The organism is Microbacterium sp. STN6 (genome assembly GCF_026410545.1).
Taxonomy (GTDB): domain Bacteria; phylum Actinomycetota; class Actinomycetes; order Actinomycetales; family Microbacteriaceae; genus Root112D2.
The window spans coordinates 574,633-598,620 of sequence record NZ_JAPMIT010000002.1 but is presented as its reverse complement, the minus strand read 5'-3'; the positions used below and the strand labels follow the sequence as shown (position 1 = coordinate 598,620).

The following is a 23,988-nucleotide window of genomic DNA, read 5'->3' as shown; positions in this document are numbered from 1 at the left end:
GCGTTACCCCTTCACTGGCTTGTCGTCGATGGCGGCGAAGACCTCACGGGCGATCGCGAACGCCGAGTTGGCCGCCGGAACGCCGGCGTAGATCCCCGTGTGCAGAATCGCCTCGCTGATCTCGGTTCTGGTGAGCCCGTTCGTCAGCGCCGCGCGCACGTGCATGCCCAGCTCGTTTTCGTGGCCGCCGGCGATGAGCGCCGCGAGCGTCAGCAGGCTGCGCGAGCGCCGGTCGAGCCCGGGCCTGCTCCACACCTCGCCCCACGCGTAGCGGGTGATGAAATCCTGAAAATCGGCCGTCTCCGGCGTGGTCTTCGCGATCGACGCGTCCACGTGCGCGTCTCCCAGCACCGAACGCCGCACGCTCATTCCCTGCTCGTGCGCGTCGGCGGGCCGGGCGGGCGGGCTCGCGTGCCCGCGGGCGCCCGTTCGCTCCAGAATGAGCGCGGCTGCCTTGCGCGGCCGCTCCAGCATCGGCAGATGGGCGACACCGGCGACCTGCTGGTAGCTCGCGTTCGGGATGCCGCGAGCAAGCTCGCGGAGCTTCTCTGACGGCGTCGCCTGGTCGTGCTCCCCCGCCACGCACAGGGTCGGTGCCGCGATCTCGCCGAGCCTGGCCGTCATGTCGTGCTCGGCGAGAGCCTCGCAGCAGAGGGCGTACGACTCGTCGTCGACGGTGAGCAGCGCATTCAGGGTCGCGCCACCGGCATCCGCCTCTGAATCCAGGAAGCCTGGGGCGAACCAGCGCGAGGCACTCTGGGCGACGAGCGAGGCGGTGCCGCTGGCGCGAACCTGGGCCGCGCGCTCGCGCCACGACTCGGCAGTGCCGATCGTCGCACCCGTGCAGAAGACGGTGAGGCTGAGCACGCGAGACGGATGCCGCGCCGCGACCTCGAGGCCGATCGCCCCGCCGAGCGAGACGCCCGCGTAGTGGAACGCGCCGCCGCCGACGGAATCGACCAGCTCGACTACGGCGTCGGCGAGTTCGCCAACCGTGAAGGGCTCGCGCGTTGCCGGGCTGAACCCGTGCCCCGGCAAGTCGAAGCGCAGCACGCGATAGTCGCCGGTGAGCTGCTCGAGTACCGCACTCCACAGCTCGCTCGTGGTGCCGAGTGACGGGCCCAACACGAGCAACTGCGCGCCGGGGGCCGAGGCCTGCACGGGTGCGATCGAGCATTTCAGGGACGGTACGGTCATGGTTTCGCCTGCCTCTCTGCGGCGTCGTCGCCGGTGTGCCTCGCGACCTCGCGGGCGACGATGGCGTTCGCCTGGCCGAGGTTTCGAGCGGGATCGAAGGCGTCCCACACCCGCTCGCGCAGCATGTCGTCGTGCCCGTCTGCACTCAGTCTGCCGGAAAGGACAACGCGAAGGGGCCGACGCGTCTCAGCCGCCTCCCTCGACGACTGCTCGACGAGGTCGAACGCCGCCCGCTTGCCGAGCGCCTCGGCCAGCACGGTCGTCGCCATCTCGCTGAAGATGAGCCCGTCTGTCAGCTCCAGATTCGCGCGCATGCGCTCGGCGTCGACATCGAGGCGCGTGGCGAGGGATGCGGCCGCACCGGCCGCGGTCAGCGCGAGCCGCTCCAGCTCACGCAGCGGCTCCCACTCCGCGTGCCAGGCGCCGCTTGGCCGTTGGTCTTCGGCGAGCATGCTGGCGTGCAGCGTCGCCACAAGGCCGGGCGTGCGCCGAGCTGCGGCCACGATGAGCACGGCCGTGACCGGGTTGCGCTTGTGCGGCATGGCCGACGACCCGCCCTCGCCCTTGCCCAGCCGCTCGCTGACCTCCGCGATCTCGGTTCGTGCGAGCACGGTGACCTCGAGGGCGATGCGACCCACCGCTTCCGTCGCCGCCGCGAACGCATCCCCGGCAGCAACGATCGGCAGCCGGTTCGTCTGCCACGCCTGGGCGGGGCACGCGAGGCCCAGCTCGGCGGCGTAGGCCCGCGTGACCGTGGCGACCACCTCATCTGCGGCGGCATCCGGCCGGCGCGAGCGGGCGAGCTCGGTGAGAACTGCCTGCGAGCCGATCGCACCGCCGAGCTGGGCTGGCAGCGAGTCGACCACGCCGGCGAGCCGCGCACGCGCGTCGGTCACGGCGCCGAGCCAGCCGGCGGCGACGAGGCCGAAGCTCGTGGGGGTCGCCTGCTGGCCGAGCGTGCGCCCGGCCATCGCCGTCGCCCGGTGTTCCTGCGCGAGTGCCGCCAGTGTGTCGCCGAGCCGGCCGAGCACCTCGACGACCTCCTTGCCGGAACGGGTGGCGACGAGCATGGCGGCGGTATCGAGAATGTCCTGGCTCGTTGTCCCCACATGCAGGTGATCGGATGCGCCCGACCGCACCGACTCGGCTTCGCGCGCGAGGTGCTTCACGAGCGGGATCACGGGGTTGCCGCCGCCGCGGGCCTCGCGTGTGATCGCAGCGAGATCGAGCGACGAGGCGTCGGCAATCGCCTCGCATACGCCGCTCATCCACTGCGGCGCGAGGCCCGCTGCCACGAGTGCGCGGGCGAGGGCGAGCTCCGCGTCCACGAGCGCTCTCAGCCACGCGTCGTCGCCGACGAGGTGCTCGGCGTCGCTCGTCACGCCGAGCGGATCGAGCAGGGATCCGCCGGGTGCGCTCATGCGTCGAAGTCGAAGAACACGGTCTCGTTCTCGCCCTGCAGGTGAATGTCGAAGCGGTACGAGCCGGGCCCGTCGAGGGCCGCGATGAGGGTGGATCGTCGCTCGGCCGGCACGGCGGCGAGCACAGCATCCGTCGCCTGCGCCTCGGAGTCTTCGGGGAAGTACGCGCGCGTGAACAGGTGGTGCAGAAGGCCGCGCGCGAAGACCGTGACGAAGCAGTACGGGGCAGACGAGCCGACGGCGCCCGGCTTCACGGTGGTGAAAGAGTAGTCACCGGCGAGGGTGGTGGCGGCACGGCCGAAACCGGTGAAGGTGTAGCCGTCGCGGCGGAAGCTGCCCTGGCGCTGCACGATCGACCCGTCGGCATCGGCCTGCCACAGCTCGATGAGGGCGTCTGGCACCGTCTGCCCGTTGCCGTCGAAGACCGTGCCGTGCAGCCGGATGGCGTCAGGCCGGTGCGCGGCGATGAGCTCGCCGCCGCCCTCGTATGGCAGGGCGTAGCCGAAGAACGGCCCGACCGTCTGGGAGGGCGTCTGCAGGTATTCACGCTCAGTCATGGTCTTCCTCGCTCTCCATCCGCGTCGACTTCGGGCCGGTCAGCACGATGTCCCACACGTAGCCGAGCGAGTACTCGGGAACGCTCTCGTCATGGTCGTACTGGCCGATCAGCCGCTCACGCGCGGCCGGGTCGGTGATCGACTGGTAGATCGGGTCGAGCGCGAAGAGCGGGTCGCCCGGAAAGTACATCTGCGTCACGAGCCGCTGGGTGAACGCCGAGCCGAACAGTGAGAAGTGGATGTGCGCGGGCCGCCAGGCGTTGAGGTGATTGCGCCACGGATACGGCCCCGGCTTGATCGTCTGGAATCGATACGAGCCGTCATCGCCCGTGACTGCCCGGCCGACGCCCGTGAAGTTCGGGTCGAGGGGGGCCGGGTGCTGGTCGCGTTTGTGCACGTAGCGACCGCCCGAATTCGCCTGCCAGATCTCGATGAGCTGATGCCGCACCGGCCGGCCCTCGCCGTCGAGCACGCGCCCGGAGACCGTGATGCGCTCGCCCAGCGGTTCGCCGGAGTGCTGGATCGTCAGGTCGGATTCGAGCACGTCGACGTCGGTGTGGCCGAAGGCGGGCGAGAAGCGCTCCACCTCCTCGGGATCCACACGGACGAGCTCGTGGGTGGGGTGGCGCAGTACCGAGCTGCGGTACGGCGCGTAGTCGCGGCGGGCGTGCCGTTCGGGGCGGCCCCCTGCGGCGGCGGCGCGGGCCGCATCCGCTTCGATGTCCCTGATCTCTTTCGTGATCTCGGGCTGAGTGGGCTGAGTGATGGGCTGCGTCGTCATGCCGCGTGCTCCTGTCGTGAAAGGGAATGTCGAGAAAGCGGCAGCCCCGTGTACTGCTCGGCGAGCGACCGCATCGCGTGCACCGAGCCCGTCGTGTAATCGAGCTCGCCGAGCTGGCTGAAGTAGTCGAAGCGGTGCTCGCCGGCGTCGCCCGGGTGGCGATGCAGCATGCGCGTCATCCACTGCGAGAATTGCTGGATTCGCCACTGGCGCGAGAGCACCGCGTCGCTGTACCCGGCCAGCGGCGCCTCGTCTCCCGCGTAGTAGCGCGCGAAGGCGTCAGCGAGCAGCGTGACGTCGGCGATGGCCGAATTGAGCCCCTTGGCTCCCGTCGGCGGAACGATGTGGCCTGCGTCGCCGGCGAGAAAGAGCCGGCCGTGGTTCATGCTCGAGACGACAAAGCTGCGCATGGGCGTAATGGACTTCTCGGTCACCGGGCCCTCGTTGAGTCGCCAGCCGTCGATGCCGAGGCGCGCGTGCAGGGCATCCCAGATGCGCTCGTCAGACCAGTCCTCGATCTTCTCGTCGGGGTTCACCTGCAGGTACAGGCGAGAGACGGTGGGCGAGCGCATGGAGTGCATCGCGAAGCCGTCTTCGTGCAGGCAGTAGATGAGTTCGTCGGTGGACGGCGCCACGTCGGCGAGTATGCCGAGCCAGGCGTACGGGTAGCCGCGTTCGTATGCCGTCAGTGCGTCGGCGGGGATCGCCGGGCGGCACACCCCGTGGAAGCCGTCGGCCCCGACAATGAAGTCCGCCTCGATCTCGTGCGGCTGCCCGTCGTGGGTGAAGGACACGCGCGGCGTCGTGGCGATGTCGTGCACCGCCACATCGTCGGCGGAGTAGAAGATGCGGGAACCCGCGCCCTCGTGCGCCGTGATGAGGTCGCGAACCACGGCCTGCTGCCCGTACACCGTGACCGTGCGGCCCACGAGATCGGCGAAGTCGACGTGGTGGCGTTCGCCCGCGAACTGCAGGTAGATGCCGCGGTGCACGAGACCCTCGGCCGCGAGCCTGCCACCGAGGCCCAGTTCGGTCAGCGTCTCAACGGAGCCCTGCTCGAGCACGCCGGCACGCACGCGGGCCAGAATGTAGTCGACCGGGCGCCGCTCGACGATCACCGAATCGATGCCGGATGCGCCAAGCGCCCAGCCGAGGAGCAGGCCTGCGGGCCCGGCGCCGACGATGGCGACGCGGGTCTTGAGTGAGGGCATGTTCCTCCCAGCGACGGTGACGGGCGTTTCGTCAAGTCTGGCGATTCGCGCCGCCGCTGTCCCCGGCGTTTCCACCCAGTGGAAGTTGCGTCGTCAGTCGGCTCGGCGGTAGCCGAGCGCGAGGCTCACCCCGCGCGCGGCCTGGCGAACGGCGTGCTCGTGCGCCGCATCCGCTCGGGGCGTCGTTCGGGTGACGATCGAGACGGCGGCGACCACCCTGCCCGCGCGGTCGCGAATGGGCGCGGCGATCGAACTGGAGCCCACGGTCATCTCCTCGCGCATGTGGGCCAGGCCGCCCGAGCGAACGGCCGCGAGCCGGCGGCGCAGCTGCTCGGGCGACGTCACGGTGCCGGGCAGGAATCTCTGCAGAGGCGAGGCCAGGTACTCGTCGATGGTCTCGGGCGCCGCGAAGGCGAGAAGAACGAGGCCGACGCCGGTCGTGTGCAGGGGCAGGCGGCCGCCGACGCGCGAGATGACGTGCACGGCCCGGTGCCCGGAGAGCTTCTCGAGGTAGAGCGCGTCGTGCCCGTCGAGCACTGCAAGGTGCACGTGCTCGCGCGTGGCCTCGTAGAGGTCTTCGAGGTAGGGCAGCGCGATGGTGCGCAGGTTGTGCGCGGTTGGCGTCTGCACGCCGAGCTCCCACAGCCGCATGCCGAGACGGTAACGGCCGTCCTCCTGCCGGTCGAGGCCGCCCCAGCGCACCCATTCGGCGACGAGCCGATGCGTCGTCGAGAGCGGCAGGCCCGCCCGGCGGGCGATGGCCGTGAGCGTGAGCGACGGGCCGGCTGCCGGGCCGCCGAACGCGTCGATGACCGCGAAGAGCCGCGCCGCGACGCTGCGGTCGTCTGCTGCCGGCGCGCCCTCGCCGTCGGCAGCTCTCGGTTTGCCTGACATCGATCACAAACGTAGCCGATCGCCGCGCGTAGCCTTGAAAGGAGGGCCATGTACAACCGTCAGCGATCGCTCAGCCGTGCCGCCATCGCCGCACGTGCACGCGCACTGCGCACGGGAGCACCGTGGACCGGCATTCTTCTTCTGACGGGTGGCTTCCACTTCTATCGCGGCGTGCCGGCCGACGGCGTCATCTTCGTGGCCGCAGGGCTCGCCGTTCTCGCGGATTCCGCCGGCCTGCTCGGCGCGCCCCGTAGCGGGGCCGTGCTCACCGGCCGCGTGGCGGCACCGGTCGCCGTGGTCGCGGGCCTCGTTCTCGTCTTCGCGCCGCGCTACAGCCCAGCGGATGCCGTGACCCTGGCCGCCCTCGGCGTCGCCTCCCTGGTGCTCGTGTGGCCCGAGCCCGCGGGGTTGCCCACCGACGACGGCACGGGAGTCGCGGAGCAGGCGCTCGATACTCGGCGCTCGGTTCGGCGCACGGGCGTGCTGTGGTCGATCGTCGGGGTCGCGGGCTGCCTGTGGGAGCTCTCCGCCTACTTCCTGGGTCTGCCCTCGGCCACCGCGGAGTTCGCGCACCCGCCGCTGTCGGACATCGTCGGGCCGCTGCTCGATTCGGTGGCTGGTCGGGCGCTGTGTGTGGCCGTCTGGTTCATCGGCGGCTTCGCGCTGCTGCGCCGGGGTCGATCATCATGATGCGCGTCGTCACCATCGCCGGCTTCGCGCTGTGCGCGCTCGCCATGCTTGTGCTCGTCATCGCCTCACGCCGCGACCGCAATCGGGTTGTGCCGTTCGGTCGCCTGCTCGATGACGTCATGCTCTCGCGCGCCGCCCGCATCACGCTCGTGCTGTTCTGGTGGTGGCTGGCCTGGCACTTCCTGGTGACGCCGCCGGCGTGAGGCGCTCAGCCCAGGGGCCGGAAGGTGCGGAGCCTGAGGCTGTTCCCCACGACAAGCACGCTCGAGAGGGCCATCGCCGCCCCCGCAAACATGGGATCGAGCAGGCCGGCGGCCGCAAGCGGGATCGCTGCGACGTTGTACGCGAACGCCCAGAACAGGTTCACCCTGATGGTGCTGAACGTGGAGCGCGCGAGCCGGATCGCATCGACGGCGGCGAGAAGGTCGCCGCGTACGAGAGCGATGTCCGCGGCCTCCATCGCCACGTCGGTCCCGTCGCCCATGGCCATGCCGAGATCCGCCTGCACGAGCGCCGCCGCGTCGTTGACGCCGTCGCCCGCCATGGCGACGACCCGGCCCGAGGCCTGCAGCTGCCGCACGGCATCCACCTTGCCTTCGGGCAGAACGCCTGCGATGACCTCGTCGATGCCCACCTCGTCGGCGATGCGCCGCGCCGCGCCGGCGTTGTCGCCGGTCAGCAGCACGGGTCGAAGACCCGCGCGCTTCAGCTGGAGCACCGCCTCGGCGCTCGTCGGTTTGGGCCGGTCGGCCACCACGAGGATGCCGCGCGTGCTGCCGTCGAGCATCACGGCGACGACGGTGCCGCCGCCGGCCTCTGCCCTCTCCCGGGCGTCAGCCAGTTCCTGCGTGAGCGGCTCTTCTGGCCGGCCGATGCGCACGGCGCGGCCCTGCACGACGCCGCTGACGCCGTGGCCGGCAGTGGCCACGAACGATTCGGCAGCGGGAAGGGGGCCGGCGCTGTGCGCCGCCGCATCCGCTATTGCCCGGGCGATCGGATGCTCGGAGCCGCTCTCAAGCGCGCCGGCAAGCCGCAGCAGCTCGTCCCGGTCGGCGCCGGGCGCGGCGACGACGTCGGTCAGTGTCATGCGGCCGGTGGTGACGGTTCCCGTCTTGTCGAGCACAATCGTGTCGACGCGGCGCGTGCTCTCGAGCACCTCGGGCCCCTTGATGAGGATGCCGAGTTGGGCGCCGCGGCCCGTTCCGGCCAGGAGCGCGGTGGGCATGGCGAGGCCGAGCGCACAGGGGCAGGCGATGATGAGCACGGCGACCGCCGCCGTGAACGCGTCGGCCGCGGGGGCGCCCGCGAGCAGCCAGCCCGCCAGCACCGCGAGGGCGAGTCCGATCACGATCGGCACGAACACGGCCGAGATACGGTCTGCCAGGCGCTGGACCTGCGCCTTGCCCGCCTGAGCGTTCTCCACGAGCGCCGCCATCTGCGCCAGCCGGGTCTCAGCGCCGACGCCCGTCGCGCGCACGAGAAGCCGGCCGCCGGCGTTCATGGTGGCGCCGGTGACCCGGTCGCCCATGCCAACGTCGACGGGCAGCGACTCCCCCGTGAGCATGCTGGCGTCGACCGCGCTGGCGCCCTCGACGACCACACCGTCAGCAGCGATCTTGTCACCCGGCCGCACCACGAATTCGTCGCCCACGGCGATCTCGTCGATCGGCACGCGGGTCTCGACGCCGTCTCGCATGACCGCCGCATCCTTCGCCCCGAGCTCGAGCAGCGCGGTCAGCGCGGCCCCCGCACGCCTGGTGGTGCGCCGCTCCATGTAGCGGCCCGCGAGGACGAACACCGTCACGCCCGCCGCCACTTCGAGGTACACGTGCAGGCCATCGCCTGGCGTGACGAGCGCGTACACCGACCAGACGAACGCCGCGAGGGTGCCCACCGAGATGAGCGTGTCCATGGTCGCGGCGCCGTGCCGCAGGTTGACCGCCGCGGCGCGATGGAACGGCCACGCGCACCACAGCACGACCGGCGTCGAGAGAAGGAGCGCGACCCACGCCCAGCCGGCGAACTGCAGCGCCGGGATCATCGACAGCGCCACTACCGGCACGGCCAGCACGATTCCCGCAATGAGGCGTAGACGCAGGCGACCCAGCTCGGTATCCCGATCAGCGGATGCCGCGGCCTCGGCCGCGGGCGCCGGCAGGGCCGCGGTATACCCGGTGCGCGCCACCTCGTCGATGAGCAGCTGCGGGTCGATCCCTGCGGGCGCCGTGACCCGCGCCTTCTCGGTCGCGAAGTTGACGCTCGCCTCGACGCCGTCGAGACGGTTGAGCTTCTTCTCAATGCGGCTGGCGCAGCTCGCGCACGTCATGCCGCCGATCGCGAGATCCAGCTGCGTCAGCGGCCCTTTTCCGGCAGCTGCTGGCGTCGCGGTCGTCGTGCCCGCCATCAGGACCTCACGGCGCTGTAGCCCGCCTCATCCACGGCGGCGAGCACCGCGCGGTCGTCGACGGCAACGTCGCTTGTGACCTGCAGCGTGCCGGTGGCAGCGCTCACCTCGACGCCCGTCACGCCCGGCACCGCCGTGACCTCGTCGCGGATCGCGCGTTCGCAGTGCCCGCAGCTCATGCCCGTCACGGTGAATTCGGTCGTCGTCATTTACGGTTCTCCTTCGTCAGACTTACACGTCACAGCCAGCAACAGCATACCCCTCCCGGGTATTCCGGCAAGCGGATGCGCGTGGAATCGGCTTCCGGCACGAACCGGCCCTGCCGTGGAATACTGGCCCCGTGCCGCTCTACCTCGAAGACCTCCACCCCGGCCAGAGAATCGTCACGCCCGGCCGCACCATCACGGAGGCCGACGTCGTGTCGTTTGCCGCGTGGACGGGCGACAACAACCAGGTGCACACCGATGTCGAGTTCGCCCGCGAGACGCGTTACGGGCAGCGCATCGTGCACGGCATGCTCGGCGCGTCGCTGTGCCTCGGGCTCATCGCCCGCACCGGGGTGTTCGAGGGCAGCGCGGTGGCGCTCCTCGGCATCGACGAGTGGCGATTCATTGCGCCGGTGTTCATCGGCGACACCGTCACGTGCACGGTCGAGATCCTGTCGACGCGGCCAACGAGCAACGGTCGCAACGGCATCATCGAGCGCCGGGTGAGCCTCGCCAATCAGCGCGGCGAGACGGTGCAGTCCGGCCGCATGGATCTCATGGTGCTCACCCGCCCCACCTGAGCGATCGAGCGTCTCTACGACTCGAGATGACCGAGGTCGGCAGACGCGGCGAAGGTGATCGCCGTGGAGCGCGCCGCCTCGAGCTCGAGCACGAGCACCGTGTTGGCACCCTCGCGCAGCACCGGCGCTGGAACGTAGAGCGTGCGCTGCGGGCCGCGTGACCAGTAGCGCCCGAGGGCGAAGCCGTTCACCCACACCGCGCCCTTGCCCCATGCTCCGGTGTCGAGAAAGAGATCGGCCGGCTCCTCGAGCACGAACTGGCCCCGTGCGAAAGAGGGGCCCACGAGCGTCGCCGTGGCGGGCGCGCCGGCGTCCAGCGCCGCATCGATGACGTCGAGCCGCGTGAGGTCGAGCGGCAGCACGCGCCACCGTCGGAGCGGCTCGCCGTCGAGCAGCGCCGGGCCGATGAGCCCCTTGGCCTCGCCGAGACGCGGCCCGTAGTCCACACGCCCGAGATCCTCGACCAGCACCGAAATGGAGGCACTGCCGGCCGGCACCGTCACGGCGCGCTCGTGGTGGTCGCGGGCGAGTGCGGCCACGCGGCATCCGTCACGAAAGACCTGGGCGCGGTCGCGAACCTCACCGAACTCGAGAACGGCATCAACCGCGGTGTCAATCGTCGTCGCGTACACCGCAAACGGCCCGTCATGCCCCAGCTCGTCGAAGGTGGCGGGGTCAACGTGCTCACTCCACTCCCCCAGTCGCTCCTGAACGTCGGCGAGCGGCACCGTGACATCCAGCCGGGACGAGGGGCGCGGCGCGTCCGCCGCCGCCCGCGGCACCTCAGCGGGCACCGGCGCGAACTCGGCGATCACCTCGCGGAACGCCCAATACTTTGCCGTCGGGTTCCCCGCCTCGTCGAGCGGCGCGTCGTAGTCGTAGCTCGTCACAATGGGCTTGTAGACGCCCTTGTCGTTGGCGCCGTTGGTGAAGCCGAAGTTCGTTCCGCCGTGGAACATATAGATGTTGACGGATGCGCCGGCGCCCAACACCGCGCGAAGCTCTGCCGCCGACTCGGCGACGTCGGCGGTGTGGTGGTGCTCGCCCCAGCTGTCGAACCAGCCGTCCCAGAACTCTGAGCACATGAGCGGGCCCTTCGGCTGGTGCGCACGAAGGGTGGCGAGGCGGCTCGTCGCGCGTGAGCCGAACGAGGCGGTCTTCAGCAGCTCGGGCAGGGAGCCGTTCTCGAGCATGCTCGCCCGTGGCTGGTCCACGGTGGTCAGCGGCACGGTGATGCCGCACGCGCGCGTGATGCGCACGAGTTCGCGCAGGTACTCCGCGTCGTCCCCGAACGCGCCGTACTCGTTCTCGATCTGCACGAGGAGGACCGGCCCGCCTGCGCCGACCTGGCGCGGCGCCACGATTTCGAGCACGTGCGTCAGGTACCGCTCGACCGCCGCCATGTATTGCGGCTCGTTGCGGCGCAGCCCCACGCCGGCGTCGGCGAACAGCCAGGCCGGCAGGCCGCCGTTGCTCCATTCGGCGCAGATGTACGGGCCGGGCCGAACGATCGCGTGCATGCCCTCGGCGGCCACGGCGTCGAGGAACGCGCCGAGATCGAGAGGGCCGTCGCTCACCCACTCCCCGACTCGCGGCTCGTGCAGGTTCCACGGAACGTACGTCTCAATGGTGTTGAGCCCCATGAGCCTGGCCTTGTGAATCCGGTCGGCCCACAGCCCTGGGTGCACTCGGAAATAGTGCAGGGCACCGGAGAGGATGCGGTGGGGCCGCCCGTCGAGAACGAAGTCGTCGCCGGCGATGGAGAAGGTGGTCACTGAGGGGGCTCCGGTGTGGGGTGGCTGCGGGAGGGGTGCGGAGCGCACGTGTGGCCGGCCGCCTGGGGCCGGCCACACGCATCCGCTGTTCGAAGCGCGTGAGGGATCACGCGTCGTTGCGCTCGATTCTCACTTGCCGGTCACGGTGAACCCCTGCTGGTTTCCGTAGTCGACGAGCTGCTTCTGCCATGACTTCAGGCCGGCGTTCAGGTCGCTGTTCGCGGCGTAGGACTTGCCGACCGTGTCGCCGAAGATGCTGTTCGCGTACAGCTGGTACGGCAGCAGGCTGAAACCGGGCAGCACGTTCTTGGCACCCTCGACCAGAACCTGGTTGATCTTCTGGCCGCCGAAGTACTCCGGGGCGGCGTCGAGGAACTCGGACGAGTTGAGAGCCTCGGTCGTCGACGGGAACCCGCCGCCGGCCTCGACAAAGATCGACACGCTCTGCTTGCTGTCGTTCAGCCACCGCAGGAACCCGGCAGCAAGCGCCTGGTTCTTGCTCTGCTTGATGACGGCCTCCGAGCTGCCGCCGTTCTCGGCGTTCACGGGCGTGCCGTCATACGTCGGCATCGGGGCAACGCGCCAGTCGCCCGAGGCGTCCTTCACCGACGACTCGAGCACGCCGGGCATCCACGCGCCGGTCAGCAGCGTGGCGATCGTGCCGTTGCCGAGCGCCTTGTACCAGTCGTCGCTCCAGCCGGGGATCGGGGCGACGAGCTTGCCCTCGACCAGCGGGTTCCACATCTCGGTGTACTTCTTGGTGCCGGAATCCTGCAGGTTGATGGTGATGTCGGTGCCCTTGACCGAGAACGGCGTGCCGCCGGCCTGCCAGATCATGCTCGTGGTCTGGCCGGGGTCGCCCGTGTCGCTGGTGATATAGGCGTTGGGGTTGGCGGCGTGCAGCTTCTTGGCTGCGGCGACGTACTCATCCCACGTCTTCGGCACCGTGATGCCGTACGTGTCGAACACCGTCTTGTTGTAGAACATGGCCATGGGCCCGGAATCCTGCGGGAGGCCCCACAGTCCGCCATCGACCGTCACGTCACCCCAGGGGCCCGACGCGTAGTCCTTCTTCAGCGAGTCGAAGCCGAACGTCTTCAGGTCAACGAGTGACTTGGCGAGCGCGAACTGGGGAATGACCCCGTATTCGATCTGCGCGACATCCGGTGCCCCTGACCCCGCCTTAATGGCGTTCTGCAGCTTCGTGTACTCGGTGGTGTTCGTGCCCGCGTTGACGAGCTTGACGTGCACCTTCGGGTACTTCTTCTCGAAGGCGGCGACCTGGGCCTTGGCGGCGGGCGTCCAGGTCCAGTAGGTGATGGTGCCGCCCTTCTTGAGAGCGGCGTCGACGGCGGCCATGCCCGTCTTCGCGTCGGAGCCGGATGTCGTGCCGCCCCCGCTCGAGCATCCCACGAGGGTCGCGCCGATCATGGCGCCCGCGGCGAGCGCCGTGACGAGCCGGCGAACGGCGGGTCGAGTGCTGCGTTTCATGTGTCAACCTTTCACTTCATTGGGGGTTGGTGGTGCAGGTCAGTCGGATGCGCGGGGCACGTCGGTCGCACGTGCGCTGCCACTCATTGCTTGACGCTTCCCGCGGCGAGACCGGACTGCCAGTAGCGCTGCAGGAACAGGAACGCGATCACGATCGGCACGATCGTCATGAGCGAGCCGGTGATGACGAGGTTGAAGATGGGCTGCGCGCCGACGCCGCTCGCCTGCGCGCTCCACTGGCCGAGGCCGACCGTCAGCGGGTACCACGTGGGGTCGCTCAGCATGATCAGGGGCAGGAAGTAGTTGTTCCAGGTGGCCACGATCGTGAGCAGCAATACGGTCACGATGCCGGGCCCGAGCAGCCGCAGCGAGATCGTGAAGAAGGTGCGGAACTCGCTCGCTCCATCCATGCGCGCCGCCTCGAGCAGCTCTGAGGGGACCGCATCCGTCGCGAAGACCCAGATGAGGTAGAGACCGAAGGGGCTGATCAGCGAGGGCAGAATGACCGCCCACGGGGTGTTCGTGAGCCCGATCGAGCTGAACATCAGGAACGTCGGCACGGCGAGCGCGGTTCCGGGGATCGCCACGGCGCCGAGCACGACCGCGAAGACGGCGCGCCTGCCGGGGAACCGGTACTTGGCGAGGCCGTAGCCCGCGACCGTTGCCAGCAGAGTCGCACCGCCCGCCCCGAAGACCACGTAGAGCAGCGTGTTGCCGAACCAGTGCAGGAAGATGCCGTTGTCGTAGCTGAACGTCTGAGCGATGTTGCTGAACAGGTCGAAGCCGTCGCCGAACCAGAGGCCGAACGACGAGAAGAGGCTGGCCTGGCTCTTCGTGGCGTTGATGATGAGCCACAGCAGCGGGAACACCGAGTAGACGGTGAACACGATCATCATGATCATGAGCACGACGGATCGGCGCCGACGCGGCCGCCGTGAGCGCTTCGTCGCGCCGGGCTTCACTACGACGGGCGCTGCGGACCGGGTGAGAGTCGTCATCAGAAGTCCTCCGTTCGCGAGCCGCGGGACTGAACGATGTAGGCGATCACCGCGGTGATCACGCCCATCACGATGGCGATGGTCGCCGCGTAGTTGAACTGCTGCCCGGCGAACGAGAGGTTGTATGCGTACATGTTCGGTGTGAAGTAGCTCGTGATCACGTTGGGCGCGAGCGACTTGAGCAGGTTGGGCTCATTGAACAGCTGGAAGCTGCCGATGATCGAGAAGATCGTCGTGATCACGAGCGCACCGCGCAGCGCGGGGATCTTGATACTGGCGATGATGCGCAGTTGGCCCGCCCCGTCGATTTCTGCCGCTTCGTACAGTTCGGTCGGGATCACCTTCAGCGCCGCGTAGAAGATGAGCATGTTGTAGCCCATGAATTCCCACGTGACGATGTTGCCGATCGAGGGCAGTATCCAGCTGCTGCTGAACGGCTTCACGATGTGTGAGCCGAGAAGGTCGTTGATGCTCGCGGTCAGGCCGAACTGGTCGCCGTACATGAAGCCCCAGATCAGCGCGGCGACGACTCCGGGCACGGCATACGGCAGAAAGATCGCGATGCGAAAGAAGCTCTTGCCGTTCAGGCGCGCGCTGTCGAGGGCGAGTGCGGCGACCAGGGCCAACGCCAGCATGATCGGCACCTGGACCACGAGGAACAGCGTGACCCGCCAGAGCGACTCCCAGAACTTGCTGTCCTTCAGCGCATCCGCGTAGTTCTCGAGACCGACGAAGGCGTTGCCGCCGATGAGCTGGTCACGGAAGAGGCTGAGCCAGAGCGCGTAGAGCACAGGAGCGATGATCATGGCGAGAAAGACGATCATGAACGGGGCGACGAACGCCCAGCCGCGCCAGTCGCGGCGTTCACGTCGCAGCGTGCGGCCTGTGCCGCTGTGGTTCAGGGACGTCGTCGTCATGACTGCTTTCACGATCGAGGGAATGTTTACGTCAACATCTGCTCGAGCACAATAACATGTTCACGTCACCATGCAACAGTGGCCCGGGCCAAAGGAGAGCCGATCATGACCGAAGTGTTACCTGCGCGCTCCGCCTCTCGCGGCCCGTCCATGGGAGACGTCGCGGCCCATGCGGGCGTCTCGACCCAAACCGTCTCGCGCGTGGCGAACGGCCTGCAGAACGTGGAACAGGGCACCCGCGAGCGTGTCCTGGCGTCGATGCGCACCCTCGGCTATCGCCCGAATAAGGCGGCGCGGGCCCTCCGACTGGGCCGCTTCCGCAACATCGGCGTCATCATGTTCACGCTCTCGTCGTTCGGCAACATGCGCACCCTCGACGCCATCGCGGTCGCCGCAGCACGGGCCGGTTACTCCATCACGCTCGTTCCCGTCGAGCACACGACGCAGAGCGATGTCAGTGTCGCCCTGGCCCGCCTCATCGAACAGGCCGTCGACGGGGTCGTCATCGTCATCGAAGCTCATATCGTCGACAAGGCAGACGTCGAGCTGCCCCCGGGGCTGCCGGTCGTCGTGATCGATTCGGCCGAGCGTGACGACTACCCCGTCATCGACACCGACCAGATGCAGGGGGCGCGTCTCGCCACGCAGCATCTGCTCGACCTCGGCCACGACACGGTCTGGCATGTCGCCGGTCCCGAGACGTCGTACTCGGCATCCCGCCGCGAGCAGGCCTGGCGCGACACGCTGGTGCAGGCAGGGCGCCAGGTACCGGATGCCGTTCGCGGCGACTGGTCAACGGCCTCGGGCTACGCGGCCGGGCTCGACCTCTCCCGCGTGGCGGGCGTCACCGCGGTCTTCGCCGGGAACGACCAGATGGCGCTCGGCGCGCTGCGCGCGTTCCACGAGCGCGGCATCGACGTGCCGGGCGACATCAGCGTGGTCGGCTTCGACGACATGGCCGAGGCCGACTCGTTCTGGCCGCCGCTCACCACGATCCACCAGGACTTCGACGTGGTCGGCCGCCGAAGCATCGAGATCCTGCTTGCCGAAATCGAGCGCGGCGAGACGACGCCGGGCATGGTCGTGGCACCGACCCGCCTTGTCGTGCGCAGCAGTACCGCCGCCCCGCGGCACGTGGGCTGAGGAGCGCTCCAGGCACGTTGAGGAGCGCCGCAGGCGGGTTGAGGAGCGCCGCAGGCGGGTTGAGGAGCGCCGCAGGCGGGTTGAGGAGCGCCGCAAGGCGCGTCTCGAAACCCAGAGCCGAGCCTCAGCGCTCGAGCAGCTCTCGAAGCCTCGCCAGATCCGTTCGTACCATCTCTGCGTCATGCTCGAAATCGGCCTCCGACATCCCCGGGCGCTGGAACAGCGTGAAGACGACCTCGCTGCCATCGCCGTTGCGCAGCACACGCAACGGGTTGTGCACGCGCGTGCCATCGGGCATGACGACGTCGTGATCGAGCACCCCGTGCTCCACCGGACCGACAAACGCGACCTCCACGACGCCCATGGGCGAATCGGTCAGCCATCGCTGCCCCTCGAGACGGATGCCGGCGCTCAGCCCCGCGGCCCAGAGCGGCAGATTACGGGGGTCCCCCGCGAAGGCGGCGACAGCCGCCGTATCCCGCTCGATCGGCTGGGAAACGTGTCGCGCGCGCCATGTCATGGAGCGACGGTAGCACCGAGAGCCGCTCGAAAGCCGCGGGAGGACGACAGGATTGGTGGAGCTGAGGGGATTCGAACCCCTGACCCCCTGCATGCCATGCAGGTGCGCTACCAACTGCGCCACAGCCCCGTCTCTTCCTCGCGGAAGCAACCTGAACAGAGTACTACATGACCGGCGGCTCCCTGAAACCGAGCGGCCCTCACGAGGAGGCCCCGTTCAGGGCGAGCCCGACTCAGCCGGCGCGGCGGTCTGCCTCCACCGCGAGCGGCACCACCGGGCAGTCCTTCCAGAGCCGCTCGAGCGAGTAGAACATGCGGTCCTGCTCGTGGAAGACGTGCACCACGAGGTCGCCGAAGTCGAGCAGCACCCAACGCGCCTCGGCCCGGCCCTCGCGTCGCAGCGGCTTCACGCCGGCCGCGATCAGGGCGTCTTCGACTCCGTCGGCAATCGCGGCCACGGCGCGTTCCGACGTGCCGGTGACGAGCAGGAAGATGTCGGCAAGCGGCAGAGGTCCGGAAACGTCAAGCGCAACCGCGTCCTCGCCACCGCGAGAATCCGCCGCCTTCGCGGCGATAGCGAGGAGCTCGCGGGCTCGTTCTGTTGCCGTCACTCGATCAGAAGACCTTGAAGACGACGCCTGCGATGACGAGGCCGATCACAGCCAGCGCAAGCACGGCGGCGGTGACCGGAAGGATGACAGGCAGGCGAGAGCTGCGCTTCTTCGGCGGGGCAATCATGCCGCGGGTGGAGGTGTGCGTGCTCACGGCACGACTCGCGCGCACGGGCGCCACGTCGGAGGTGCGTGGGTCGGCTTCCTGGTCGAAGAGCCGATCCATCTCGGACGAGTCGTAGCGGTCGGGGTGCTGCCCGGTCGCGCCGAGGCTGCGCGGCAGGTCGATGGTGCCGGTCACGAGAATCTCTCCCGTGCTCGTCAGCGGGCCGGTCGCGTCGGGCGCCGACGGCACCACGGGCAGGATCAGCGCGTTCGATGCCGTGGTCGATCCGCCGTTGTCGGTGTTCTGGGCCAACACATCGTCGAAGGAGGATTGCCGGGGTGCCGGTCTGGCCGCGACAGGAGCGGATGCGGCATCCGCTTCATCGCGCTGTGTCGAGCCGCCCTGCAGCGCCACGGTGGCGGGTGGGGCCACCGCAACCGCCGACGGGCCGTGGTCGCTCTCTGCGGCCTCAGCCGAGGCGCGAGGCGCGCCGTCGTGGTCGTCGCTGAGCGGATTATCGTCGCCGAGCGGCTTATCGTCGCCGAGCGGATGAGCCTCACCCTGCTCGGGGTGTTCCTCGTCGCCGCGTGCCTGCTCGTTCGCCTGCTGCGCCTGCAGCATGGCGCGCAGCTCGCGGCGGGTCAGGGTGCGCTCGGGCACCGCGTCGTCGTCCTGCGGCGGGTGCGTGTCGGACTCGTCGGCCGTCTCAGGCGGGTAGAGCCTGCCCGGCTGACGGCCGGGAACGAGGGCGACGGGCACCGTGACCGGCTCCGGCTCGGAATCGTCGCGGCCGGTTCGATAGAAGTCGGGGTTCTGCGGGCGGGCACGGTGGTTGGTGACGCCCGGCAGGGTCTTCTCGAGGTCGTCCTGACCGTCGTGCGAGGTGAGGTCGAACGGGCCGTCGTACCGGGGAAGGCGCGGACGCGTGGGCGGTGCGAACGAACTAGCGGGCACGGTCTCGCGCTCGCGCTCGACCTCTGACTCGTCGCCCTCACGTGTGGGGCGTACCTGGATGAACGGCGTGGAGAGCTGCGGGGCCTCGCCCGCCTGCGTCGGCTCAGTGGCAGTGGCACGGCGCGAACCGCCCGAGGAGTCGAGCGCTTCACGACGCTCGCGCTCTCGTGCCTCTCGCCGCGTCTGTGGCGGCCGATCTTGCCACACAGTCATGCCACACTCCGATACAGATGGTGTTTGGAGATGTACTGAACCACGCCATCCGGAACCAAGTACCAGACGGGGTATCCCCTTCTCACCCGGCTCCGACAGTCCGTCGACGAGATTGCCAGGGCCGGAACCTCCAACAAGCTTACGTCCCGGCTCGGCAATTCAGAAATAGTCAGGTCATGTCCCGGGCGACTCACAGCGACGAAATGTGCCAGCTCCCAGAGCTCCTCGACGTTGTGCCAGCTGAGAATCTGGGCGATCGCGTCGGCGCCGGTGATGAAGAACAGCTCGGCATCCGGCCTCTGGGCATGGATGTCACGCAACGTGTCGATCGTGTAGGTCGGCCCGCCGCGGTCGATGTCAACGCGGCTGGTCGTGAAGCGCGGGTTGGACGCGGTCGCCACCACCGTCATGAGGTAGCGATGCTCGCTGGGCGTGACATCGACCTCCGCCTTCTGCCAGGACTCTCCCGTCGGCACGAAGACGACCTCATCGAGGTCGAACGACTGGGCGACCTCACTCGCGGCCACGAGGTGGCCGTGGTGAATCGGATCGAAGGTGCCGCCCATCACGCCAACGCGTGGGCGACGCTTCTCGGTCTGCACCATCTGCGAGGCGCGGGTCAGTGGCCGTGCCCTGGGTGGCCGTCGCCGTGGCTCGTCGCGCCGGGCGAGCCTGCGTGGTCAGAGGCGGCGGCCTCGGCCTTGTGCACGTGGCGGTTGGCCACGTCGCGGTAGGTCCACAGCACGAATGCGAGCACCGCGAAGAGAACGAGCGGCACGACGCCGAAGACCCAGGTGGGAGCGGGCAGTGCGTGTTCGGCCTCGGCCAGTACGGCCGTCACGAGTGACATGTGGTTCTTCCTTTCGTCGGCGCAGGCGCCGGTTTACGATTCTATCGGCCGCTCAGCCTGTTACGAGCGAACCTGGCCGGTGCCGCGCACGATCCACTTCGTGCTCGTCAGTTCGGGCAGCCCCATCGGCCCGCGCGCGTGCAGCTTCTGCGTCGAGATTCCCACCTCGGCGCCGAAGCCGAACTCGCCGCCATCGGTGAACCGTGTCGACGCGTTCACCATGACGACCGCGGAATCGACCTCGGCGAGAAAGCGCTCGGCCCGCTGCAGGTCGTTCGTCACGATCGATTCGGTGTGCCCGGTCGAATAGCGGCGGATGTGCTCGATCGCCTCGTCGAGGGAGTCGACCACGCGCACGGAGACGTCGAGGCTCATGTACTCGCTCGACCAATCCTCCTCGGTCGCCGGCACCGCATCATGCCAAAGGGCGCGCGTGCGCTCGTCACCATGCACCGTGACACCGGATGCCGCGAGCCGCTGAAGTACGGAGGGAAGCAGCCGCTCGGCCGCGCCCTCGTGCACGAGCACGGTCTCGACGGCGTTGCACACGCTGGGCCGCTGCACCTTCGCGTTGTGCACGATCTCGACCGCCCAGTCGAGCGGCGCGCTCTCATCGAGCAGAATGTGCACCACCCCGGCCCCGGTCTCGATGACGGGCACGGTCGACTCGGTGACGACGGTCTGAATGAGCTCGGCGGAGCCGCGCGGAATCAGCACGTCAACGTACCCGCGGGCCCGCATGAGCTTCCTGGCTCCATCACGACCGAAGTCGTCGATCGTCTGCACGGCATCGCCGGAAAGCCCAACAGACTCGAGCGCCGCCTGGATGACGCCCACGAGAACCCGGTTCGAGTTGAGCGCGGCGCTGCCGCCGCGCAGCACGACGGCGTTTCCGCTCTTGATCGCCAGGGACGCGATGTCGATGGTCACGTTCGGCCGCGCCTCGTAGATGGCGCCGACAACGCCGAACGGTACGCGCACCTGGCTGATCTTCACGCCGTTCGGCAGCGAACTGCCGCGCACGACCTGGCCAACAGGGTCGGTCAGAGCGATGATCTCAAGCACAGCGTCGGCAAGGGCATCCAGGCGCGCCTCAGTGAGCGTAAGTCGGTCGAGGAGCCCGACAGTCAGGCCGTTCTCGCGGCCGTTGGCCAGGTCGAGCTCATTGGCCGTGACGATCTCGCCCGCGTGTGCGCGCACGCCGTCCGCAATGGCGGCGAGTGCCCGGTTCTTCACGTCGGTCGTGGCACCCGCGAGAGCGCGTGAGGCGGTTCGGGCGGCGGCAAGCCGCTCTGTCAGGCTCGTCTGAGCGACGGTAGGCAGCGACATGCCGCCAGTCTATCCGGCGGGTTCGAACCAGGTGCCCACTGTTTCACCCGCCAGTGCCGCCTCGACGAGCGCCGTCGACGTGAAGATCACGGCCGTGCCCTCCTCGACCGCGTGCCGGGCGGCAGAGACCTTCGTCACGGCGCCGCCTGTGCCGACGCGACTGCTGCCTGTTGCGCCGACCTCGACACCGTCGAGATCGTCGAAGGCGGGCACAACATCGATGCGTGTCGCCCCGGGCTGGTCGGGCGGGCGCGTGTAGAGCGCATCCACGTCGGAAAGGAGCACGAGCAGGTCTGCCCGCACCAGAATGGCGACGAGCGCCGCGAGTCGGTCGTTGTCGCCGAAGCGGATCTCGTGTGTCGCGACCGTGTCGTTCTCGTTGACGATGGGCAGGATGCGCAGCGCGAGCAGGCGCTCCATGGCCCTCTGCGCGTTGCTTCTCGCGGTCGTATTGTCGAGGTCACCCGCGGTCAGCAGCACCTGCCCCGCAACGATGCCATACCGGTCGAGGCTGTCCTGGTAACGGTAGATGAGCACGTTCTGTCCCACCGCCGCGGCGGCCTGCTGCGTCGCAAGGTCGGTCGGCCGCTCGTCGAGAGCCAGAAACGGCGCCCCCGTTGCGATGGCGCCGGAGGAGACGAGCACGATTTCGGTGCCCCGACCGTGGGCTTCGGCAAGCGCGTCGACCAGGCGAGGGATCTGGCCGGCGTTCTCGCCGCTGATCGACGACGAACCCACCTTCACGACGACGCGCTTAGCCGACGGCACCTGACTGCGATCGCGGATCGTCATCGTGCGTGCCTACTCCTCGTTCTCACTCGACTCGCCCGACCACAGGCCCGCCTCGCGCTCCCGCTCGAGCTCGGCGCGCGCCTCGGCCTTCGCGTCCATGCGCTCGAAGTACTCCTCACGCCGCTGATTCCGGGTGGGGCGGTGCGACTCGCCCAGCCGGGTGTCGGTGCCACGCGGGGCTGTGATCAGCTCGGCGGTCGAGGTGAGCGTGGGCTCCCAGTCGAAGACGACGCCGTCGCCGCGGCCGATCACGACGGTCGACCCCGCGACCGCGCCCGATTTGAACAGGTCGTCTTCGACGCCGAGCTTCGCCAGACGGTCCGCGAGGAATCCGATCGCCTCGTCGTTGGTGAAGTCGGTCTGCGCTACCCAGCGCTCCGGCTTTGCGCCGAGAATGCGGTAGACGGGGCCGTAGGTTCCCCCCTCCACGCGCACCGTGAATCCGCTGTCGTCGACGGATGCCGGCCTGATCACGATGCGTGGCCTGGCCGCGTCGGCCGCGGCCTGTTCCCGTCGCTGCCTCTCCACCACCTCGGCGAGGGCGAACGAGAGCGAACGCAGCCCCTCGTGGCTGACCGAGGAGATCTCGAACACGCGGTAGCCGCGCTGCTCGAGCTCGGGCCGCACCATGTCGGCGAGGTCGCGCCCTTCGGGCACATCGATCTTGTTGAGCGCCACGAGTTGCGGCCGCTCGAGCAACGGCAGCTGGCCGTCGGGCACCGGATACGCTTCGAGTTCGCCGAGAATCACGTCGAGGTCGGTGAGCGGGTCGCGCCCGGGCTCGAGCGTGGCGCAGTCGAGCACGTGCAGCAGGGCGCTGCAGCGCTCGACGTGCCGCAGGAACTCGAGGCCGAGTCCCTTGCCCTCGCTTGCGCCCTCGATCAGGCCGGGCACATCCGCGATCGTGTACCGGGACTCGCCCGCCTGAACGACGCCGAGGTTGGGGTGCAGGGTGGTGAACGGGTAGTCGGCGATCTTCGGTTTCGCGGCAGACAGCGCGGCCACGAGGCTCGACTTGCCTGCGGAGGGGTAGCCGACCAGCGCCACATCGGCGACAGTCTTCAGCTCCAGGACGACATCGCCCTCCCAGCCCGGCGTGCCGAGCAGGGCGAAACCGGGCGCCTTGCGCTTGGTGGAGGCGAGGGCGGCGTTGCCGAGGCCGCCCTGGCCGCCCGGCGCGACGACGATTCGCATGCCCGCCTCGTCGAGGTCAGCGAGTTCGGTGCCGTCGGCATCCTTCACGACCGTGCCGACGGGAACCGGCAGAACGAGGTCTTCACCCGTCGTCCCGCTGCGGTGGTCGCCCATTCCGAAGCCACCGTTGGGGCTTGAGCGGTGCGGGCTGCGATGGTAGCCGAGCAGCGTCGTCACCTGGGGGTCGGCGACGAGAACGATGTCGCCGCCGTTGCCGCCGTTTCCGCCGTCAGGGCCGGCGAGCGGCTTGAACTTCTCGCGTCGAATGGACACGCAGCCGTTGCCGCCGCTGCCTGCGCGCAGGTGCAGCGTGACGTTGTCGACGAATGTCGCCATGCTCGCGCTCCTGACGCTGTGCAGATGCCGGTGGGTTGCCGGCTCTGGTGCCGATGTGCTGATGAAACACGGATGGGCGAGCCGAAGCTCGCCCACGCCGATATTGTGCCGCGGAAGTTGCTAGGCGCTCGCGACGATGTTGACGACCTTGCGGCCGCCCTTCTGGCCGAACTCGACCGCACCCGCCTCAAGGGCGAACAGGGTGTCGTCGCCGCCACGACCGACGTTCACGCCGGGGTGGAAGTGCGTGCCGCGCTGGCGGACGATGATCTCGCCTGCACCGACGACCTGGCCGCCGAAGCGCTTGACGCCGAGACGCTGCGCGTTGGAGTCGCGACCGTTGCGAGTGGAACTCGCTCCCTTTTTGTGTGCCATGGGTTTCTCTCCTCGAAGCTGACTACTTGATGCCGGTGACCTTGACGCGCGTGAGCTCCTGGCGGTGGCCCTGGCGCTTCTTGTAGCCGGTCTTGTTCTTGAACTTCTGGATCACGATCTTCGGGCCGCGAAGGTCACCGAGAACCTCGGCCGTGACGGTCACCTTGGCGAGCGACGATGCGTCAGACGTGATCTTCTCGCCATCGACAAGCAGCACCGCAGGCAGCTCGACATTGCCGTTCTTGTCGGCCTTGATCCGGTCCATCGTCACAATGGTGCCGACCTCGACCTTTTCCTGCCGACCACCGGCGCGCACAACTGCGTAAACCACTTCACGTACCTATTCTCTGGGGGGAATCTTGTGGGAATTCGTGCGGCCGAAAGGGCCGACACACACCAACGGTCGAGTTTACTCGACGGCGAGGGCGCCGGTCAATTCGAGC

The 23,988-nt window shown here is 69.0% G+C and carries 26 protein-coding genes and 1 tRNA gene; 4 read left to right on the top strand and 23 right to left on the bottom strand.

The window, feature by feature from the left end; all coding sequences use genetic code 11:
- Nucleotides 1-3: 3 nt before the first annotated feature.
- The 6 genes from pcaC to OSC27_RS08205 all read right to left on the bottom strand — a co-directional run bounded on the left by pcaC (nucleotide 4) and on the right by OSC27_RS08205 (nucleotide 6,061).
- On the bottom strand, nucleotides 4-1,197 hold the full coding sequence (gene pcaC / locus OSC27_RS08230; RefSeq protein WP_267180953.1) for a 4-carboxymuconolactone decarboxylase: 1,194 nt from the start codon (nucleotides 1,195-1,197) through the stop codon (nucleotides 4-6).
- Nucleotides 1,194-2,618, bottom strand: coding sequence for a lyase family protein (locus tag OSC27_RS08225; RefSeq protein ID WP_267180952.1), 1,425 nt, complete (start codon nucleotides 2,616-2,618; stop codon nucleotides 1,194-1,196). Before OSC27_RS08225 ends, pcaC begins: the two co-directional genes overlap by 4 nt.
- Nucleotides 2,615-3,175: a protocatechuate 3,4-dioxygenase subunit alpha gene (gene pcaG / locus OSC27_RS08220; protein WP_267180951.1), complete on the bottom strand. Its 561-nt coding sequence runs from the start codon at nucleotides 3,173-3,175 to the stop codon at nucleotides 2,615-2,617. Before pcaG ends, OSC27_RS08225 begins: the two co-directional genes overlap by 4 nt.
- A complete protein-coding gene (gene pcaH, locus OSC27_RS08215; protein WP_267180950.1) occupies nucleotides 3,168-3,956 on the bottom strand; it encodes a protocatechuate 3,4-dioxygenase subunit beta in 789 nt (262 codons plus the stop codon). The genes pcaG and pcaH overlap by 8 nt, the downstream gene beginning before the upstream one ends.
- A complete protein-coding gene (locus OSC27_RS08210; RefSeq protein WP_267180949.1) occupies nucleotides 3,953-5,167 on the bottom strand; it encodes a 4-hydroxybenzoate 3-monooxygenase in 1,215 nt (404 codons plus the stop codon). Before OSC27_RS08210 ends, pcaH begins: the two co-directional genes overlap by 4 nt.
- A gap of 93 nt (nucleotides 5,168-5,260) precedes the next feature.
- Nucleotides 5,261-6,061, bottom strand: a complete 801-nt coding sequence (locus OSC27_RS08205) for an IclR family transcriptional regulator (RefSeq protein ID WP_267180948.1) — start codon at nucleotides 6,059-6,061, stop codon at nucleotides 5,261-5,263.
- A 48-nt stretch (nucleotides 6,062-6,109) separates the two neighbouring features.
- Here OSC27_RS08205 and OSC27_RS08200 point away from each other — a divergent pair, with 48 nt between their 5' ends.
- The gene (locus OSC27_RS08200) at nucleotides 6,110-6,751 is read left to right on the top strand and encodes a hypothetical protein (RefSeq protein ID WP_267180947.1); all 642 of its coding nucleotides are present in this window, start codon (nucleotides 6,110-6,112) and stop codon (nucleotides 6,749-6,751) included.
- Nucleotides 6,748-6,954 (top strand): DUF6186 family protein, encoded by a 207-nt coding sequence (locus tag OSC27_RS08195; protein WP_267180946.1) that lies wholly within the window; start codon nucleotides 6,748-6,750, stop codon nucleotides 6,952-6,954. The genes OSC27_RS08200 and OSC27_RS08195 overlap by 4 nt, the downstream gene beginning before the upstream one ends.
- A 5-nt stretch (nucleotides 6,955-6,959) precedes the next feature.
- Here the strand turns inward: OSC27_RS08195 and OSC27_RS08190 are convergent, their stop codons facing one another.
- A complete protein-coding gene (locus OSC27_RS08190; protein ID WP_267180945.1) occupies nucleotides 6,960-9,155 on the bottom strand; it encodes a heavy metal translocating P-type ATPase in 2,196 nt (731 codons plus the stop codon).
- Nucleotides 9,155-9,364, bottom strand: coding sequence for a heavy-metal-associated domain-containing protein (locus OSC27_RS08185; RefSeq protein WP_267180944.1), 210 nt, complete (start codon nucleotides 9,362-9,364; stop codon nucleotides 9,155-9,157). Before OSC27_RS08185 ends, OSC27_RS08190 begins: the two co-directional genes overlap by 1 nt.
- A gap of 131 nt (nucleotides 9,365-9,495) precedes the next feature.
- Between OSC27_RS08185 and OSC27_RS08180 the strand changes: the two genes are divergently transcribed.
- Nucleotides 9,496-9,942 (top strand): MaoC/PaaZ C-terminal domain-containing protein, encoded by a 447-nt coding sequence (locus OSC27_RS08180; protein ID WP_267180943.1) that lies wholly within the window; start codon nucleotides 9,496-9,498, stop codon nucleotides 9,940-9,942.
- A gap of 14 nt (nucleotides 9,943-9,956) precedes the next feature.
- On the opposite strand, the gene OSC27_RS08175 is transcribed toward OSC27_RS08180, so the two are convergent.
- From OSC27_RS08175 to OSC27_RS08160, 4 genes are all read right to left on the bottom strand, one after another.
- Complete coding sequence (locus OSC27_RS08175) at nucleotides 9,957-11,717, bottom strand: glycoside hydrolase family 35 protein (RefSeq protein ID WP_267180942.1); 1,761 nt, start codon at nucleotides 11,715-11,717, stop codon at nucleotides 9,957-9,959.
- Between the two features lie 129 nt (nucleotides 11,718-11,846).
- Complete coding sequence (locus tag OSC27_RS08170) at nucleotides 11,847-13,208, bottom strand: ABC transporter substrate-binding protein (RefSeq protein WP_267180941.1); 1,362 nt, start codon at nucleotides 13,206-13,208, stop codon at nucleotides 11,847-11,849.
- Between the two features lie 83 nt (nucleotides 13,209-13,291).
- Nucleotides 13,292-14,206 carry a carbohydrate ABC transporter permease gene (locus OSC27_RS08165; protein ID WP_416348834.1) on the bottom strand — a complete coding sequence of 305 codons (915 nt, stop codon included), beginning with the start codon at nucleotides 14,204-14,206 and terminating at the stop codon, nucleotides 13,292-13,294.
- Entirely contained in the window at nucleotides 14,206-15,123 is a 918-nt protein-coding gene (locus OSC27_RS08160) for a carbohydrate ABC transporter permease (RefSeq protein WP_267180940.1), read from the bottom strand. The genes OSC27_RS08165 and OSC27_RS08160 overlap by 1 nt, the downstream gene beginning before the upstream one ends.
- 105 nt (nucleotides 15,124-15,228) lie before the next feature.
- Here OSC27_RS08160 and OSC27_RS08155 point away from each other — a divergent pair, with 105 nt between their 5' ends.
- On the top strand, nucleotides 15,229-16,266 hold the full coding sequence (locus OSC27_RS08155) for a LacI family DNA-binding transcriptional regulator (protein WP_267180939.1): 1,038 nt from the start codon (nucleotides 15,229-15,231) through the stop codon (nucleotides 16,264-16,266).
- Nucleotides 16,267-16,390: 124 nt separating this feature from the next.
- On the opposite strand, the gene OSC27_RS08150 is transcribed toward OSC27_RS08155, so the two are convergent.
- The 11 genes from OSC27_RS08150 to rplU form a co-directional block, all read right to left on the bottom strand.
- The gene (locus OSC27_RS08150; protein ID WP_267180938.1) at nucleotides 16,391-16,786 is read right to left on the bottom strand and encodes an SRPBCC family protein; all 396 of its coding nucleotides are present in this window, start codon (nucleotides 16,784-16,786) and stop codon (nucleotides 16,391-16,393) included.
- 53 nt (nucleotides 16,787-16,839) lie between these two features.
- Nucleotides 16,840-16,915, bottom strand: a tRNA-Ala gene (locus OSC27_RS08145).
- 103 nt (nucleotides 16,916-17,018) lie between these two features.
- Nucleotides 17,019-17,396 (bottom strand): ribosome silencing factor, encoded by a 378-nt coding sequence (gene rsfS, locus OSC27_RS08140; protein ID WP_267180937.1) that lies wholly within the window; start codon nucleotides 17,394-17,396, stop codon nucleotides 17,019-17,021.
- 4 nt (nucleotides 17,397-17,400) lie between these two features.
- A complete protein-coding gene (locus tag OSC27_RS08135) occupies nucleotides 17,401-18,669 on the bottom strand; it encodes a hypothetical protein (protein WP_267180936.1) in 1,269 nt (422 codons plus the stop codon).
- Entirely contained in the window at nucleotides 18,666-19,274 is a 609-nt protein-coding gene (nadD, locus tag OSC27_RS08130; RefSeq protein ID WP_267180935.1) for a nicotinate-nucleotide adenylyltransferase, read from the bottom strand. Before nadD ends, OSC27_RS08135 begins: the two co-directional genes overlap by 4 nt.
- Before the next feature lie 14 nt (nucleotides 19,275-19,288).
- Nucleotides 19,289-19,519: a hypothetical protein gene (locus OSC27_RS08125; RefSeq protein WP_267180934.1), complete on the bottom strand. Its 231-nt coding sequence runs from the start codon at nucleotides 19,517-19,519 to the stop codon at nucleotides 19,289-19,291.
- A 60-nt stretch (nucleotides 19,520-19,579) separates the two neighbouring features.
- On the bottom strand, nucleotides 19,580-20,848 hold the full coding sequence (locus tag OSC27_RS08120; RefSeq protein ID WP_267180933.1) for a glutamate-5-semialdehyde dehydrogenase: 1,269 nt from the start codon (nucleotides 20,846-20,848) through the stop codon (nucleotides 19,580-19,582).
- Between the two features lie 9 nt (nucleotides 20,849-20,857).
- Nucleotides 20,858-21,640, bottom strand: a complete 783-nt coding sequence (gene proB, locus OSC27_RS08115; protein ID WP_267180932.1) for a glutamate 5-kinase — start codon at nucleotides 21,638-21,640, stop codon at nucleotides 20,858-20,860.
- 9 nt (nucleotides 21,641-21,649) lie between these two features.
- The gene (gene obgE / locus OSC27_RS08110) at nucleotides 21,650-23,170 is read right to left on the bottom strand and encodes a GTPase ObgE (RefSeq protein ID WP_267180931.1); all 1,521 of its coding nucleotides are present in this window, start codon (nucleotides 23,168-23,170) and stop codon (nucleotides 21,650-21,652) included.
- Between the two features lie 120 nt (nucleotides 23,171-23,290).
- The gene (gene rpmA / locus OSC27_RS08105) at nucleotides 23,291-23,545 is read right to left on the bottom strand and encodes a 50S ribosomal protein L27 (protein WP_267180930.1); all 255 of its coding nucleotides are present in this window, start codon (nucleotides 23,543-23,545) and stop codon (nucleotides 23,291-23,293) included.
- Nucleotides 23,546-23,567: 22 nt separating this feature from the next.
- Entirely contained in the window at nucleotides 23,568-23,876 is a 309-nt protein-coding gene (rplU, locus tag OSC27_RS08100; RefSeq protein ID WP_267180929.1) for a 50S ribosomal protein L21, read from the bottom strand.
- Nucleotides 23,877-23,988: the final 112 nt, after the last annotated feature.